This window comes from Actinokineospora auranticolor, assembly GCF_002934265.1.
Classification (GTDB): Bacteria; Actinomycetota; Actinomycetes; order Mycobacteriales; family Pseudonocardiaceae; genus Actinokineospora; species Actinokineospora auranticolor.
In genome coordinates, this window is the sequence record NZ_PTIX01000002.1 from 131,378 (window position 1) to 146,925 (window position 15,548).

Sequence of the window (15,548 nt, forward strand, 5' to 3'; positions counted from 1 at the left end):
AATAGGGTGGTCGGTGGACGCGTCCCACCGCCCACCACGCGGAAGAGCAGGTGCCCCCGATGACCGCTCCTACCGAAGTCGACCTCCTGATAGTCGGCGCGGGCCCGACCGGCCTGTTCGCCGCCTACTACGCCGGTTTCCGCGACCTGACCACCGCGGTCGTGGACTCCCTGCCCGAGCCCGGTGGTCAGATCACCGCGATGTACCCGGAGAAGCAGATCTACGACGTGGCCGGGTTCCCCGCCGTGCGCGGCCGGGACCTGGTCGAGGCCCTGGTGGAGCAGGCGAACCAGTGGAAGCCGACGTACCTGCTGGGCAGGCGCGCACTGGCGTTGTCCGAAGTGGACGGAAGATTCCTGGTGGAGCTGGACGGTGGCGCCACGGTCAACGCGGGCGCGGTCCTGATCACGGCCGGTATCGGCGAGTTCACCCCGCGCCCCCTCCCTGCGGGCGACGGTTGGCTCGGCCGCGGCATGGTGCACTTCGTGCCCGCCCTCGACGCGCACCGCGACCAGGACGTGATCATCGTCGGCGGCGGCGACTCGGCTTTCGACTGGGCCCTGGCCCTGCACCCGGTTGCAACAAGCGTGACGCTGGTGCACCGCCGCGCGAAGTTCCGCGCCATGCCCGCAACGGTGCGTCAGGTAGAGGCGTTGGGCGTCCGGATCATCACCGACGCCGAGGTCACGGCGTTGATAGGTGACGACGAGGGCCTAAGAGAGGCTCGGATAGCGGTGAAGGGGTCGGAGGAGGAGGTAGTGCTACCGGCGCAGGCCGTGGTGGCCGCCCTCGGCTTCACCGCGGACCTGGGCCCGATCGATTCGTGGGGTCTGGAGATCGACCACCGCTCGATCTCCGTGGACTCGACCATGCGCACCGCGAGGGACAGGGTCTACGCGGCAGGCGACGTCGCGGCCTACCCGGGCAAGGTCAAGCTGATCGCGACGGGCTTCGGCGAGGCCGCCACAGCCGTGAACAACATCGCGGTGGCCCTGAACCCGGACGCGCACCTGTTCCCAGGTCACTCCAGCGCAGCGGAGTAGGCGACCAGCGCCCGCAACGCCGACGGCGACAGAGCGAGGGTGGGCCCCGGGATGTTCTTCGAGTCCCGCACCGCCGCGACAGCGCCGTTGTAGGCCAACTCGACACAGTTGGCCTGGTCCGTGCTGCGAGTGCTCTTGCGCCAGGTGGGGTGCACGAACCTCAGAGTGCCACGGTCGGTGCTGGCCGAACCAGCACCGACCGGGTGTCAATCAACGGACAGTGGCGACCAGGGACGCCAGCGCTGCCGACGGCAGCACCAACGCAGGACCCGAGGCGTTCTTCGAGTCGCGAACAGCGGCAACAGCACCGGTGTGGGCCAGCTCGACACAGTTGGCGACGTTGCTGCTGCGGCTGCTCTTGCGCCAACGGGCGGTCTTGAGGTCCATCGCGGACATGGTGCGTTCCTCTTCCCTCATGTGCTCATCTCAGCCACGATGGCGGAGAGTCGTTCAGCTGTTGCATCAGGCGCAAGAGCCACGTTCAGAATATTGCGGAGCGCCAATCGGTAGCCAGCAAGATCAGCTTCCTCCTCCTGGAACAGGGCCGTCTCCTGGTTCTCAGCAAAGACGAGGGCAGGCTCATCGCCGAACTCCAAGACCATGAAGCCGCCTCGCAGCCCGGCGTTCGCCCCAGCGGAGATCGGGACTAGCCGGACGCTGACGCTAGGCCGCTCGTTCATCTCCTGGAGCCACCGCAACTGGCGCGCCATCACTCCTGGACCGCCCACAGGCAGTCGAACCGCAGCCTCATGCATGATCGCAAGGTAGTTCGGCGCGCTGGACCGGGTGAGGATTGCCTGACGAGCCATGCGCGAGGCCACCAGGTTGTCGACCTCCGCCGCCGACAATGTCGACTCCAGGGCTTGCAAGATTGCCGATGCGTACTCAGCCGTCTGTAGCAGCCCCGGGATGAGCAGGGACTCGTAGTTCTGGATCCGCAGAGCCTTCGCCTCGAAGTCGATGAGGGCTCGCCATAGGGTCGGAAGCCCGGGTTGTCGTTCCCACCAGCCCTTCTCATCTCCGCGCCGTAGCAGGTCCATCAGCTCTGCCCTGCGGTTCCCGTGGACCTGGTAGAAGCCGAGCAAGGTCAGAACATCGTCCGCCTGTAGCCCGCTTCTCCCGGTCTCGATCCGACTGACCTTGCTGGTCGACATCCCCAGCTTGTCACCCACCTCCGCGCAGGTCAGGCCCTGCGCCTCCCGCAACTTTCGCAGTTCCGCAGCGACAGTCCTCGACCGCACCGACGTGTGAGAGTTTCCCGGCATGGCCGCATACTTTCGAACACACACCCATCGCGCAATCACACGATCGGGCTATACCGTGCACCGGTTGCAACAAGTCACTCTTCTGCCACAACAGTCCACTCCCAACATTACCAGGAGGCCCCGTGACCATTATGGACGACACCGACGAGGATGCCGCCCGCGTCGCCGAGATCCACCAGAAAATCATGGACCGGCTCCCCGTCAGCCGAACCTGGGCGGTCCCCGCCGACGAGCACGGCGGGGCGGCCATCATGACGATGCGCATGCCGGACATCACCATCACCGACGCCACCGGCGCCCACATCGTCCTCACCGCCAAGCAGTGCGCCGTCCTCGGCCGCTACATGTCCAACACCATCGACTGGATGGAGTCCTTCGACGAAACCGCCTAATCAACGCTCTCTTACGCATTTACCGCGCGGGTGCCCTCTTAGCTCGTCTCGACTTCCATGCATTCACCGGCCATCCGGTTGGGCACCCGCGCGTCCCTCGTTGCAACTGAGGCAACAAACCGCCTACTTCGCGCCTTCGGTGTCAGCAGACCGATCACGCACCCAAGTCCCACTACGAACACCCCGGCCACCCCCACCCAGGTCAACACCTGCGCCCCCACCGCCACCGAGACCACCAGCCCCGCTGCGGGCATCACCCCGATCAGCACCCCCGCGCGGTCCGCCCCCAACACCGAGACCGCCTGGTACCAGATCGCGAACGCCACCACCGTCATCACCGCGACGACCAGCAGCGCCACCCCCTCACCCCCGGTCGGCGCCCGCCACGGCTCGAACACCGCCGACAACGCCGCCCCTCCCACGGCCGCGACGACGTGCGTCCACAACGCGACCGACATCGCCCCCAGTCGCCCCACCACGCCGACGGCGAACAGCGTGAAACCGGCCTCGCACAACATCGTCAGCACGGACAGCACCAACCCCGGCCCGGTCCAACTACCGCCCCCGGACAGCACCACCACCCCGGACACCACTACGGCCGCCCCAACCAAGGTGCGCGCGGTGGGCCTCTTACCGACCATCAGCGGTGCAACCGCTGCAAGCACCAACGGGCTCCCACCGAGCACCGCCGCCACCAGCCCCGGCTCCGCGAACCCCTGCGCGGTGATCATGCACGCGTTGAACCCGAGCATCCCCACTACGACCACAGCCACCAGCGCGGGCACGTCCCGCTGCCGAGGCCGCTCGATCCGCGTCCCCCGCCAGCGCATGAACAACACCAGCAGCACGGCCCCCAGGCCGTAGCGGATGGACTGCCCCAGGAGCAGCGGGAGGCCGGCGAGCATCCCGGAGATCGGCACCGACCCGCCGACCATGGCGGCGGCGAGCAGGCCGCCGCCGATGGCCAGGCGGTTCGGGCGGGTGTGGTGTGGACGGGTTTGTGGTTCAGCGGTCACCCCGTCACTTTCACCCGCAAGTGGACCGGGCAACAGCTCCACTTAGGTGGCTCAAGACTGGTCCACTTCACCACCACTTCCCCGCGGTCTTCGCGTCGGTGACCACGCCATCAACCCTGGTCTGCGCGTCGTGCACCACCCCGGTGAGATCGGCACCGGACAGGTCGGCACCGAGCAGGTCCGCGCCGGACAGGTCGGCACCGGACAGATCAGCGCCTGCCAGGTTCGCGCGTTGGAGGTTCGCCGAGTCCAAGCCCGCGCCGGTCAGCTTCGCGCCTGCCAGGTTCGCCTCGCCGAGATCAGCGGCGAAAAGCACGGCCTGGTCCAGACCGGCGTCCAGCAGCCGGGCCTTGGTCAACCAGGTGCCCGCCAGGATCGCGTGGCGGAGATCGGTCCGCTCCAGGTCGGCGTTGGTCAGGCTGGTGCCCAGCAACCGCGCGCCGGACAGCCGCGCGCCTTCGAGATCGACGCCGCTCATCCCCAGCGTCGCCATGCCACCGGCCTGGTACGTGATCATGGGCGTGGCCGCGTCGAGGCAGGCGGTGGAGAGGTCGACCACGGCACCACCGTCTTGCGCCGTATCGCGCGAAGCGATCACCCGGAGTGCCGCCTCGACATCCGGTGGAACTGCGCGATCAGGGCAGGCGGGCCTGTGCCGGCTGTCTTGTGGAACACGTGCCGTAGTGGTGCGGATGAAGGCGCTGAGTACTTGGACCACGGTGGGCTGGTCGCGGGGCGAGTCGACGGCGAGGCGTTCCAGGGCGTAGATGCCGCCGAGTCGTACCTGGAGGCGGTCCGCACCCTGTTGCCCGAGCTGCTCGACCGCCTTCGTGTACTGGCCTTCCCGGGTCGCGTCCAATGACAGGTTCGTGAAGATCAGCGCGCCGATCGCCGTTATCGCCGTGACCGCCTGAATGACCGCCCCGGACACCGCCCCGGCCCGGGCGGTTCGCTGCGCCTTCGCGGGCAGGCGCCGAGTACCTGCGGGAACGCGGAGACGAGCGCCCCGGACGGGGGTTCCCGACGGCGGGACCGATGGGCGCAGCGGTGACTTCATACCCTTGTGATCGCGCACCGGGCCCGAGCGCGACGGACCGTAGGCTGGCGGTATGCCCGGCTGGTCGACTTTCCGCGAACTGCTGGTCCCCGACCTCGCCGAGACCGGCCACGGCAGGCGCGGACGGACGCTGGAGGCCGCGGTCCGGGCGGCGATCCGGGACGGCCGACTCCCCCAGGGCACCCGGCTGCCCTCCACACGCGACTTGGCCGGTCAGCTCGGCCTGTCCCGGGGCACGGTCAGCGCCGCCTACGCGCAACTGGTCGCCGAGGGCTACCTCAAGGCCAAACACGGCTCCGGCACCACCGTCGCCACTACGCCCGCCGGATCCGAAGTAGCCGCACCTCCTCCGACCGAGCCGCGTCCCCGGTGGCGCTACGACCTCCGCCCCGGCGTACCGGCGTTGAGCGCCTTCCCCCGCGCGGAATGGCAGTCCGCGTCCAAGGCCGGTCTGGCGACGCTGACCGACGACGACCTCGGCTACCCGGACCCGGCGGGCCTACCCGCGTTGCGGACGGAGCTGGCGGCGTACCTCGGCCGTGTGCGCGCGGTCGAGGCGGCCGATGTCGTGATCACGCACGGGGTCGCGGAGAGCCAGTCACTGATCGCCCGCGTACTCAAAGCCGCCGGTCACCACTCGATCGCGGTCGAGGACCCCACCCACCCGGGGTCATCCGAAGCCCTCCAGGCCCACGGTCTGCGACCGGTGCCGATCCCGGTGGATGAAGACGGCATGCGCGTCGACCTCTTGCCGCGCAGCGGTTGCCGGGCCGTCTTGGTCACCTCGGCGCACCAGTTCCCGTTGGGGGTCGTACTGAGTCCGCAGCGTCGTAGGGCGTTGGTGGCGTGGGCACGTGAACGTGACGGTTACGTCTTGGAGGACGACTACGACGCCGAACACCGCTACGACCGTCCAGCGGTCGGTACGACGCAGGTGCTCGACCGCGACCGTGTCGTCTACCTGGGCAGCGTGAGCAAAGTGCTCGCTCCCGCTATCCGGTTGGGGTGGATGGTCGTTCCGGCCGCTTTGCGTAAGAGGGTCGTTGACCACAAACGCCTGTCCGACCTCGGGTGCTCTCCCCTGCCGCAGGCCGCCTTCGCGCACATGCTGAGATCCGGCGGGTACGACCGGCATTTAAGACGCAGCCGACAGCTCTACCGACGCCGTCGAGACGCTCTTCTGGAAGCTGTCGAATCCGCCCTACCGACGTGGCGACCGCACGGTGTCGCCGCAGGACTGCACCTTGTGTTGCGCCTGCCGGACGGCACGGATGACGCGGCGTTGCAAGAGGCGTTGTCGCGGCGGGGTATCAACGCACCCGCGCTGTCGGGGTACGCGCTGTCCACCAGTCCCTTCCCCGGTCTGGTGGTCGGCTACGCCGCCCTGTCGGTCGATCGGCTGCGCGCCGCGGTGGCGGAGATCGCCGAGGTCAGCGCGACCTGACCGTCCACACCGAACCGCCCGCCTCGGTCCAGCTCTGCACGGGCGGGTCCACCGGTATGGCCACACGGGCCGGTCGGGGCAGCTCGTGCTCGGCGGCGGGTGTCGGTGTGCGCTCGGCACAGCCCGACAACGCCAAAGCCGCCGTGCCGACCACGACGGCGAGGAGAAGACGCATTTCTGGGCTCCACTGGGTGCGCGAGGGGCTCACAGATCAAGACGGCTGAGCGGGCCCGGGGTTGCGAACGAGCTCCGCCGGGTTCGCGCGATGGTGGATGTCGGTGGTCGCGGGCACGATGAGGGCGTGCTGAGCTTCGGGGACGTGGTCGCGGTCTCGACGGAGGTCGGGTCCACCCGGTCCCGGCTGGCGAAGGTCGACGCCCTGGCCGACCTGCTGCGGCGGGCGGCGGAGGACGAGGTGGCGCCGGTCGTGGCGTACCTGTCGGGCGCGCCCCGCCAGGGCCGCATCGGCGCGGGCTGGCGCACGGTGCTGGCCGTCGACGAGGAGCCCGCGGCGGTGGCGGGGCTGTCGGTGGCCGCGGTGGACGGCGTGCTGGCCGAGATCGCGGAGACCAGCGGCAAGGGCTCGGCGGCCCGCCGCACCGCGCTGCTGACCGAGCTGTTCGCCGCCGCCACCGCCGTCGAACAGCGGTTCCTGCGCGCGCTGCTGACGGGCGAACTGCGCCAAGGCGCCCTCGAAGGAGTGATGCTCGACGCGATCGCCCGCGCCGCCGACGTCCCGGGCGCGGCCGTGCGGCGGGCTTTCATGCTTTCGGGCCGCCTCCCAGCCACCGCGTCGGCGGCGTTGACCGGTGGTGTGCAGGCACTGGCGGCGTTCCGGATCGAACTGCACCGCCCGGTCCGACCGATGCTGGCGTCGCCGGGGTCGTCGTTCGAGGAGGCGGTGGCGGAGCTGGAGCCCTGCCGGGTGGAGTACAAAATGGATGGAGCCCGAATCCAGGTACACAAAGACGCCGAGCGCGTGAGCGTTTACACCCGCACCCTGCGAGAAATAACATCTTCCGTTCCCGAATTGGTGGAATTGGTTCGGGGATTCACCTGCGAATCGGTTGTACTGGACGGCGAAACCCTGGCCCTGAACGATGATGGGCGTCCACGACCTTTTCAGGAGACGATGAGCCGGTTCGGCAGCACGGTCGAGGAACAGGTCAAGGCACTGCTGTTGAGACCCTATTTCTTCGACTGCCTCCACCTGGACGGCGAGGACCTGATCGACCGCCCACTGCGGGCGCGCGTGGCGGCGTTGGTCGAGGTCGTGGGCACGCACGTGATCCCGGGGACGACGGAGGGGACGTCGGACTTCCTGGAGGCGGCGCTGTCGTCGGGCCACGAGGGCGTGATGGTCAAGGACCTGGACTCGACCTACCAGGCGGGGCGTCGAGGAAAGGCTTGGCAGAAAATCAAGCCCGTGCACACGCTGGATCTGGTCGTCTTGGCCGCAGAATGGGGGCACGGTCGCCGGACGGGGTATCTGTCGAATCTGCACCTGGGGGCCCGCGATCCCGATGGCGGATACGTCATGGTGGGCAAGACGTTCAAGGGCCTGACCGACGACCTGCTGAAATGGCAAACCCAGGAATTCCCCACCCACGAATCCGCGCGTGATGAGTGGGCGGTGTACCTGCACCCGGCCTTGGTGGTCGAGATCGCCCTGGACGGCGTGCAGGTCAGCACCCGCTACCCCGGCGGCGTCGCCCTGCGGTTCGCGAGGGTGGTCCGCTACCGACCGGACAAGGAACCGGCCGACGCCGACACGATCACCACCGTCCGAACCCTGCTCCCCGGCGGCGAGTAGAGCACCGCAGCATGGTCAACATGCACCCCGGCTGCCTGCGGGTCTCATGCAGGGTCCCGCCAGCGGTCTCCCCGCGCCTTGAGCGGCACGCCGGGATGATCTTGGCACGCCTCCGGCCCCCGGTATCCATTCTACCGGCGGGCACCGACAGTTCCGAGCGAAGATGATCAAGCCTGTGGATGACTGTGGACGAGCGCTGTGGATGGCACCGCGGGAGGCCACAACCTGGCCGATTGTCCACAGGCTTGATCATCTTCGACGGGAAGTGTCGGCCCTCCTCGGTAGAATGGTCATCGGGGGCCGGAGGCATCGGTTGATCATCACCGGGTCGCAGCGGCGGCGCGGGCCGGCTGGTCGAAGCGCCTTCGAGTTGTCCACAGGCTTGATCGTCTTCGCCAGGAACTGTCAGCCCTCCTCGGTAGAATGGTTACCGGGGGCCGGAGGCATCCGTCGATCACCGCTAGACCGCAGCGGCGGGCGGAGGCGGCCGGTCGATGCGCTGCCGGGCGCGCCTTCAAGCGGTCCACCGGCTTGATCATCTTCGCCGGGAAGTGCCGGTCCCCCTCGATAAGCCTGATACCGGGGGCCGGAGGCATGCGGCCGCCCCGCGGCACCGTGTCTCGTTGGCCGTTCACCTCGGTGTTCGAGTGAGTGAAGGGCCGTCCGCCCAACCCTCGCCCCACAGCGCTCCAGGTTCGTCGACTTGCTCCTACAACAGCGTTTCCGACGGTCATTCGCCGGCAACCCAGGCGCTTTGGTGCCATTGGCGGGTTTGTGTCTTTACCGCGCCGACCTCGATGGCTACCGTGAACGTTCACATTCTTCACCCGTTCGGGCCGCGTCGGAGGTCTGGTGTCTGTGGATGTGCTTGGGGACGCCCTGCGGCGGGGGCCGTTCCACGTGGCGTTGCGGACCGCCATCGAGCATCGGGGCCTGTCGTTGGCCCGGTTGCGCGCCCATCTGTCGCGAATGGATATCTCCATCGCCGAGTCCACCCTCAGTTACTGGCAACGCGGGCTGCGCCACCCGGACGTGCATCACGCGCTCGGGGCCGTGCGTGGGCTGGAGAGCGTGCTGGGGTTACCCACCGACTCGCTCGTCGTCCTGCTCGGGCCCCGGCAGCGGACCCCGCGCCGGACGCCGCCGTCGGCGTCGTTCGCCGAGCTGGTCGTCGCGGGGCCGACGACGCGGGAGTTGCTGGCCGATATCGGTGCTGACCCTGAGCGGTGCAACTCCTCGATGGAGTTGCAACTCGCCCACGAGCGGGTGACCATCGGGGTTGATCGGTCACAGGCCAAGGTGCACACGCTGCTCGTCGGTCGGGCGCTGGAGACCGGGGTCGACCGGTACGTGGCCGTCTACCACGGCGAGCCCGGCTGCGACGTCGACGTCGTGCGGGTCACCGCGGGGGACGGGTGCCGGCTCGGCCGGGTGCGGCGCAAGGACGTGTCGGTGATCTTCGAGCTGATGTTCGACCGGACCCTCACCGAAGGTGAAACCGCCGTCATCAGCTACACGGTCGAGGACGACTCCGGGGTCGAGTGCCCCGGCTACTTCCGGATCTTCCGCGCGCCGTCCGGGCCGTACCTGCTCCAGATGCAACTCCCCACCGAGGACGTCCCGGCCCGGTGCGTCCAGGAGGTCCGCATCACCGAAAGCCGTCCCCCGACCGTGTCGACCGAGCTGTACTGCGACCGGGGGTACGTGGTCAGCGCCTACTACCCCGGCTCCGAGCGCGGCATCGCCGGGATCTCGCTGGAGTGGCGCTGAGCCCGTACCTTGGCAACCGTGCGCTACTACCACGGCGAACCAGCCCACGACCTGACCTACGACGACGTCTTCCTGGTGCCGGGCCGCTCGGCGGTGGCCAGCCGGTTCGACGTCGACCTGTCCACATCGGACGGTACGGGCGCGACGATCCCGATCGTGGTGGCCAACATGACCGCGGTCGCGGGCAGGCGGATGGCCGAGACGGTCGCCCGGCGCGGCGGGCTCGTCGTGCTGCCGCAGGACGTCGACCCGCGCGCGGTCGGCGACATCGTCGAGTGGGTGAAGACCCGGCACCGGGTGTGGGACACGCCCCTCGTGCTGCGCGCGCACGACGCCGTGGCCGACGCGATCAACCTGCTGCCCAAGCGCGCGCACGGCGCCGTAGTGGTGGTGGACGACGAAGGCAGGCCCGTCGGGGTGGTGACGGAAGCAGCGTGTAGCGGTGTGGACCGTTTCACCCGGTTGAGCGAGATCGCCGACCCGGCCATCGTCACGCTCAGCATCGACACCGCCCCGCGCGAGGTGTTCGACGCCCTCCACGCGCACACCGCGAAGGTCGCACTGGCGCTGGACGACACCGGTCGGCTCGCAGGCGTGCTGACCGAGGTGGGTGCGTTGCGCGCCGACATCTACCAACCCGCTGTAGATGCGAACGGTCAGCTCCGCGTTGCGGCCGCGGTCGGGGTGAACGGCGACGTTGCGGCGAAGGCCAAGGCGTTGCTCGGGTACGGGGTGGACACGTTGGTTGTCGACACCGCTCACGGGCACCAGGAGAAGATGCTCACCGCGCTGCGCGCCGTGCGGTCGGCGCACCCGGACGTGCCGGTGGTCGCGGGCAACGTGGTGACCCCGGACGGCGTGCGCGACCTGGTCGAGGCGGGCGCGGACGTGATCAAGGTCGGCGTCGGCCCCGGCGCGATGTGCACGACGCGGATGATGACCGGCGTGGGCCGACCGCAGTTCTCGGCCGTGTACGAGTGCGCGGAAACCGCCCGCGAGCTGGGCAAACACGTGTGGGCGGACGGCGGGGTACGGCACCCGCGCGACGTCGCGCTCGCGCTGGCGGCGGGCGCGTCGAGCGTGATGGTGGGTTCGTGGTTCGCCGGGACGTACGAGAGCCCGGGCGACCTGCTGCGCGACGAGCAGGGCAGGCCGTACAAGGAGTCGTTCGGCATGGCGTCCAAGCGCGCGGTCACGGCGCGGACACGCGGCGACAGCGGGTTCGACCGCGCGCGCAAGGGCCTGTTCGAGGAGGGCATCTCGTCCTCCCGCATGCGCCTGGACCCGCGCGCACCGGGCGTGGAGGACCTGCTGGACTCGATCTGCTCGGGCGTCCGCTCGGCCTGCACCTACGCGGGCGCCCTGACCCTCGGCGAGTTCCACGAGCGAGCGGTCGTCGGCGTCCAGTCGGCGGCGGGTTTCGCGGAGGGCAGGCCGCTGCCGTCCGGCTGGTGACGGGCGACCGCCGACCAGCGGGTCCGGTCATGCCAAAGGGACGCACCCGCCGGGCTCGCGGATCGCGCGGGAGCAAGCCGGCCGGGTGGTCACCTCCGGCAGCGCGGACAACCGTGCGCGGCTCGGCGGAGAGCAAGAGGTCCGCGGGGAACAAGAGGTCCGCGGGCTGATTCAGCTCTGCGTGAAGATCAAGGCCACTCCGGTCACCGGCATCCGCCGGGAACTCCGCGCCGGTGGCGACCGCCGCCGCGCCCACCCGCCAAGATCATCGGGCTGTGGGATCCCCCGAATTCCACACTAGTGCGCGGTGAGCAGGGGGAACAACGCCAGTTCGGTGGCCTGTGGACAACTCGGCGGCATGTGGACGAACGGTCCACACGGGTTGGCGGCAAACGGTTCTTTGCCGGTTGGGTGGTGGAACATCCGAATTGACCGCGCGCCTATGGTTGCAGGGTGAGAGCAGTCGAGGTCGAAGACCTTGTCAAGCTGTACAAGAAGAACCCCAAACCTGCGGTGGACGGCCTGAGTTTCAGCGTCGAACCCGGAGAGGTGTTCGGCCTGCTCGGTCCAAACGGGGCCGGCAAGACAACCACGGTGGGGGTGCTGACGACGCGGGTGCTGCCCACGTCGGGAAGGGCGTTGGTGCACGGCGTGGACGTGGTCTGGGACTCGACCCGGGCCCGGCAGATCCTCGCGGTCGTCCCCCAGCGCAACAACCTGGACCGGTCGCTGAGCATCCGGCAGAACCTGCTGTTCCACGCCGCCTACCACGGCGTGCCGCGCGCCGAGCGCACCGCGCGCGCCGACGAGATCCTGGACCGGATGGGGCTCGCCGACCGGGCCAAGGACCGGATCGACCTGGTCTCCGGCGGCCAGGCGCAGCGGGTGATGATCGCCCGCGCGCTGATGCACAAACCCAAGGTCATGTTCCTGGACGAGCCGTCGACCGGGCTGGACCCGCAGGCGCGGCTGTTCGTCCACGACCGGGTGCTCGACCTGCGCGCCGAGGGCGTCACCGTCGTGCTGACCACGCACGACATGGACGAGGCCGAGAAGCTGTGCGACCGCATCGGCATCGTCGACCACGGCAAGCTGCTGGCCCTGGACACCCCGGCCGCGCTGACCCGCGGCCTGCCGGGCAGCACGACTGTGAGCGTCACGGTCCACCTCGGCGGCACGGACGGCGCCGTCGTGGAGAAGGCGCTGGCGGACATCGACGGCGTGGAGCGCGTCGAGCGGATCGGGTCGAGCGGACCGGCCCCGGCCGCGCTACCCCCCGGCCTGCCCGCCGCGGCGATGGCCGCCATCGCCGCCAAGGCCGCGGAACTGGCGACGGCCCCGCAGACCGAAGGCGTGTACCGGCTGTACACGGCACTCGAACCGGCGGTGGTCCTCCCCCTGGTCCTGCGCGTCCTGGGGGACGCGACGTGCGAGGTGACCGACCTGTCGATCGGCACGCCGAGCCTGGAGGACGTCTTCATCCACCTCACCGGACGGGAGCTGCGATGACCGAGACCGCCGAGATCCGGTCCAGCACACCGCTGCGCACCTTCGGGTCCGTGCTGTGGCGGGACACGTTCGTCACGGGCCGCGAGTTGCTGCCGTTCCTCGCCCAGGTGATCGTGCAGCCGTTCTTCACGCTGTTCATCTTCGGCAAGGTCCTGGTGAACCTCGGCTACGTCGGCGGCGACTTCGCGGCCATCCTGCTGCCGGGAATCGTGGCCCTGAACGGGTTCCTGGGCGCGCTGCAGAACACGACCATGCCGCTGATCATGGACTTCTCCTGGACCCGCGAGATCGAGGACCGGCTGCTGGCACCGATCCCGATCGCCTGGGTGGCGGTGGAGAAGATGCTGTTCGGCGCGCTGCGGGGCGTGGTCGCGGCCCTGGTGATGATCCCGATCGGGTTCCTGATCCTGGACGGGGTGCACTGGCCCGCGTCGGCGTGGATCCCGGTGCTGCTGATCGTGATCCTGGGATCGCTGGTGGGGGCGGCGATCGGGATGACGATCGGGACGTCGGTGCAGCCCCGGCAGATCAACATCCTGTTCGCGGTGATCCTGATGCCGCTGATGTTCACCGGGTCGACCCAGTTCCCGTGGATGGGCCTGGCGAACCTGCGGTGGTTCCAGGTGATCTGCGCGCTAAACCCGCTGACGTACGTCAGTGAGGGGATGCGGGCGGAGTTGGTGCCGTGGGTGCCGCACATCCCGATCTGGATCAGCCTGCTGGTGATGGTGGTCGCCTGCGGCGTCTTCGGCTTCTTCGGCATCCGCGGCTTCCTGCGGCGGGCGCTGGACTGAGCAGGACCTGGCCGGGTCTGTCAGGACCCGGCCAGGTGCTGTTGCAGGAGGGCGTGCCGGAACTGGTACACGGCACCGACTTGGCGCAGGATCCCGCGGGCGTGCGCGTCTTCGAGGAACGACAGCAGGCGGCGGGGCAGACTCCCACGCAGCAACCACGTTGTGGTGCGGAACGCGGCGGCTGCGTGCCAGGTGAAGGCACTGACAAGCAGCGGCGCGAGCGCCACATCAACGATATCCGGCTCGCCCCGGTACACCAAGACCAGCAGAATCCAGAGGCTGATGTAGCCGGAGCGATTGGCCTTGGCGAACCCGACGTCGGCGGCCAGTGATTCCCGCATGGTCGGGAGCGCGCGGCCGGACAACCGGTTGCGCACGTTGACCAGGTACACCAACCAGCCGGTGAAAACGCTGAAAGGCAGGAAGACAACCACCAGAATGAGGATGGTCAGCATGAAGGGGCTGGGCCCGGCAGGGGTGCCGCCTACTGCCAGCTCGTCCCGCCAAACCAGGTGATCCTGCCACGCCAAGATTCCTCCCCATGCAGCGAGCACGAGGAACACCGTGGTGGCGACGACATACCGCAGAACTGTCGCCCGAGTATCCACAGTGGAGGTCAGCCAACCCGGATTCCTGGAGCGGGTGGGGATGGCCAGGCCGAGCACCCCGCCGAGAGCCGCGCCGACACCCGGATCCAGGCCGACAGTGCCCCCCAGCGCGCCGCCCGCCAGTACGCAGAGCCAGACCACGGGCAAGAACAGTCGCAGGGCGATGCGGCGCCAGCCGGTCAGGGACTCGTGTAGGCGCCACCAGGCGAAGTCGACGGTGTCGCGGGCGGTCATGTCCTTGGCGAGGAAGGTCAACCACGCCGTGGCCTGTTCCGGGCGGTAGGCGGGGCTCTGCGTGGTGCCGAGGTCCGGGTGGGGGCGCGGGGAGTAGGCGGCGGGCAGGAGCGCGGCCAGCAGGTGGCGGCGGACGGCGTCGGCGTCCGGGAGCGAGCAGAGGTCGGCGGGGTCGGTTTCCGTTCTGGCGTAGGCGAACCTGGCCAGCGAGGTCATGAACGGGGACGACAGCGCGTCGGTGAGCGGGCCGCCCGCGCGCACCGCCGCGAACACCGGCGCCCAGCGGTCCTCCTGCCCCGGACGCCGCAAGAAGTCGACCACTTGCCCCGGCGTCACCGGGGCCAGTTCGACGACCAGCGCCGTGCTCAGCGGACTCCCCGTCGCGCGCACCATCTCCTCGTACTCCGTGGCCCGGCAGGTGAGCACGAACGGCGCCCCACCGTCGAACGCCGTGTTGATCTCGGCGAGGGCGGCGGCCCGGCGCGGCTCGGGGATCTCGTCGAGGCCGTCGAGGACCGGGAGGAGCTTCCCGGCGCCGAGCAGGTCGCGCCAGGCCTTCGCGGACGCGGTCTTCGGGTAGTCGGCCGCAAGCCGGTCGACGATCCAGTCGCGCAGCGGCGAGTCCGGGTCCCACGACGACAGCGGCAGCACGATCGGGACCGGCGGGTCACCGGTCAGCAGGTCGATGGCCAAGAACGTGGCCAGCACGGTCTTGCCCGACCCGGGCTCCCCGATGATGACGAGCTGCCCGCGCGGCAGCTCGTCGCGGAACTTGGCGGCCAGGTCGCGCAGGTCGCCGTCCGCGCGGACCCGGATGGGTTTACCGCCGACGGCGTCCCCGAGGATGGCCGTGGCGGGCGCGGACACCGGCCGGTCGGTCGCCGACCAGCGCACGTTCAGCGGCGCCGAGAGGCTGATCCCCCGCGCCTGCAACTCCGCCCGCCACTGCTCGCGGACCTGCCCGGCGAACGCCGCCAGGTCCAGCGACGCGGGTTCGCGTTGCAACCACAGTGCCCCGACGAAGGTCAGCACCCCGGCGGTGAGGCCGAGGAGGGCCGCGACGGGCCAAGGGACGAAGTTGGCCAGGGCGCTGAGCACGCCCGCGACCACCAGCCCCGCCGCGACCCACCATCTGACCGACATCGGGG

Annotated in this window: 16 protein-coding genes; 9 read left to right on the forward strand and 7 right to left on the reverse strand. The window is 69.5% G+C overall.

What is annotated here, in order from left to right:
• Nucleotides 1-59 precede the first annotated feature (59 nt).
• A complete protein-coding gene (locus CLV40_RS04005; protein WP_104477069.1) occupies nucleotides 60-1,043 on the forward strand; it encodes an NAD(P)/FAD-dependent oxidoreductase in 984 nt (327 codons plus the stop codon).
• Here the strand turns inward: CLV40_RS04005 and CLV40_RS04010 are convergent.
• Genes CLV40_RS04010 through CLV40_RS04020 form a run of 3 tightly spaced genes read right to left on the reverse strand, consistent with a single transcriptional unit; the run spans nucleotide 1,022 to nucleotide 2,215 of the window.
• A complete protein-coding gene (locus CLV40_RS04010) occupies nucleotides 1,022-1,198 on the reverse strand; it encodes a DUF397 domain-containing protein (RefSeq protein WP_104477071.1) in 177 nt (58 codons plus the stop codon). The genes CLV40_RS04005 and CLV40_RS04010 overlap by 22 nt on opposite strands.
• 55 nt (nucleotides 1,199-1,253) lie before the next feature.
• Nucleotides 1,254-1,460, reverse strand: a complete 207-nt coding sequence (locus CLV40_RS04015; protein WP_245931037.1) for a DUF397 domain-containing protein — start codon at nucleotides 1,458-1,460, stop codon at nucleotides 1,254-1,256.
• Complete coding sequence (locus tag CLV40_RS04020; protein WP_245931039.1) at nucleotides 1,457-2,215, reverse strand: helix-turn-helix domain-containing protein; 759 nt, start codon at nucleotides 2,213-2,215, stop codon at nucleotides 1,457-1,459. Before CLV40_RS04020 ends, CLV40_RS04015 begins: the two co-directional genes overlap by 4 nt.
• A gap of 215 nt (nucleotides 2,216-2,430) precedes the next feature.
• On the opposite strand from CLV40_RS04020, the gene CLV40_RS04025 reads away from it, so the two are divergent.
• The gene (locus CLV40_RS04025; RefSeq protein WP_146107923.1) at nucleotides 2,431-2,700 is read left to right on the forward strand and encodes a hypothetical protein; all 270 of its coding nucleotides are present in this window, start codon (nucleotides 2,431-2,433) and stop codon (nucleotides 2,698-2,700) included.
• A gap of 38 nt (nucleotides 2,701-2,738) precedes the next feature.
• Here CLV40_RS04025 and CLV40_RS04030 read toward each other — a convergent pair whose 3' ends face one another.
• Nucleotides 2,739-3,716 carry a DMT family transporter gene (locus tag CLV40_RS04030; protein WP_245931041.1) on the reverse strand — a complete coding sequence of 326 codons (978 nt, stop codon included), beginning with the start codon at nucleotides 3,714-3,716 and terminating at the stop codon, nucleotides 2,739-2,741.
• Nucleotides 3,717-3,783: 67 nt separating this feature from the next.
• A complete protein-coding gene (locus tag CLV40_RS37760; protein ID WP_181043314.1) occupies nucleotides 3,784-4,275 on the reverse strand; it encodes a pentapeptide repeat-containing protein in 492 nt (163 codons plus the stop codon).
• Nucleotides 4,276-4,425: 150 nt separating this feature from the next.
• Between CLV40_RS37760 and CLV40_RS37765 the strand changes: the two genes are divergently transcribed.
• Nucleotides 4,426-4,578, forward strand: a complete 153-nt coding sequence (locus tag CLV40_RS37765) for a hypothetical protein (RefSeq protein ID WP_181043315.1) — start codon at nucleotides 4,426-4,428, stop codon at nucleotides 4,576-4,578.
• A 247-nt stretch (nucleotides 4,579-4,825) separates the two neighbouring features.
• On the forward strand, nucleotides 4,826-6,217 hold the full coding sequence (gene pdxR / locus CLV40_RS04040) for a MocR-like pyridoxine biosynthesis transcription factor PdxR (protein WP_104477079.1): 1,392 nt from the start codon (nucleotides 4,826-4,828) through the stop codon (nucleotides 6,215-6,217).
• On the opposite strand, the gene CLV40_RS04045 is transcribed toward pdxR, so the two are convergent.
• Nucleotides 6,204-6,392, reverse strand: a complete 189-nt coding sequence (locus CLV40_RS04045; protein WP_104477081.1) for a hypothetical protein — start codon at nucleotides 6,390-6,392, stop codon at nucleotides 6,204-6,206. The two genes, pdxR and CLV40_RS04045, sit on opposite strands and share 14 nt — an antisense overlap.
• Before the next feature lie 129 nt (nucleotides 6,393-6,521).
• Here CLV40_RS04045 and CLV40_RS04050 point away from each other — a divergent pair, with 129 nt between their 5' ends.
• From CLV40_RS04050 to CLV40_RS04070, 5 genes are all read left to right on the forward strand, one after another.
• Nucleotides 6,522-8,030, forward strand: coding sequence for an ATP-dependent DNA ligase (locus tag CLV40_RS04050; RefSeq protein ID WP_104477766.1), 1,509 nt, complete (start codon nucleotides 6,522-6,524; stop codon nucleotides 8,028-8,030).
• A gap of 858 nt (nucleotides 8,031-8,888) precedes the next feature.
• Complete coding sequence (locus tag CLV40_RS04055; RefSeq protein ID WP_245931043.1) at nucleotides 8,889-9,800, forward strand: hypothetical protein; 912 nt, start codon at nucleotides 8,889-8,891, stop codon at nucleotides 9,798-9,800.
• A gap of 18 nt (nucleotides 9,801-9,818) precedes the next feature.
• Nucleotides 9,819-11,255 (forward strand): GMP reductase, encoded by a 1,437-nt coding sequence (gene guaB1 / locus CLV40_RS04060; RefSeq protein ID WP_104477086.1) that lies wholly within the window; start codon nucleotides 9,819-9,821, stop codon nucleotides 11,253-11,255.
• Nucleotides 11,256-11,708: 453 nt separating this feature from the next.
• Nucleotides 11,709-12,764, forward strand: a complete 1,056-nt coding sequence (locus CLV40_RS04065; protein WP_104477088.1) for an ABC transporter ATP-binding protein — start codon at nucleotides 11,709-11,711, stop codon at nucleotides 12,762-12,764.
• A complete protein-coding gene (locus CLV40_RS04070) occupies nucleotides 12,761-13,558 on the forward strand; it encodes an ABC transporter permease (protein ID WP_104477090.1) in 798 nt (265 codons plus the stop codon). Before CLV40_RS04065 ends, CLV40_RS04070 begins: the two co-directional genes overlap by 4 nt.
• Before the next feature lie 20 nt (nucleotides 13,559-13,578).
• Here CLV40_RS04070 and CLV40_RS04075 read toward each other — a convergent pair whose 3' ends face one another.
• Nucleotides 13,579-15,543 (reverse strand): NACHT domain-containing protein, encoded by a 1,965-nt coding sequence (locus tag CLV40_RS04075; protein WP_104477092.1) that lies wholly within the window; start codon nucleotides 15,541-15,543, stop codon nucleotides 13,579-13,581.
• Nucleotides 15,544-15,548 lie beyond the last annotated feature (5 nt).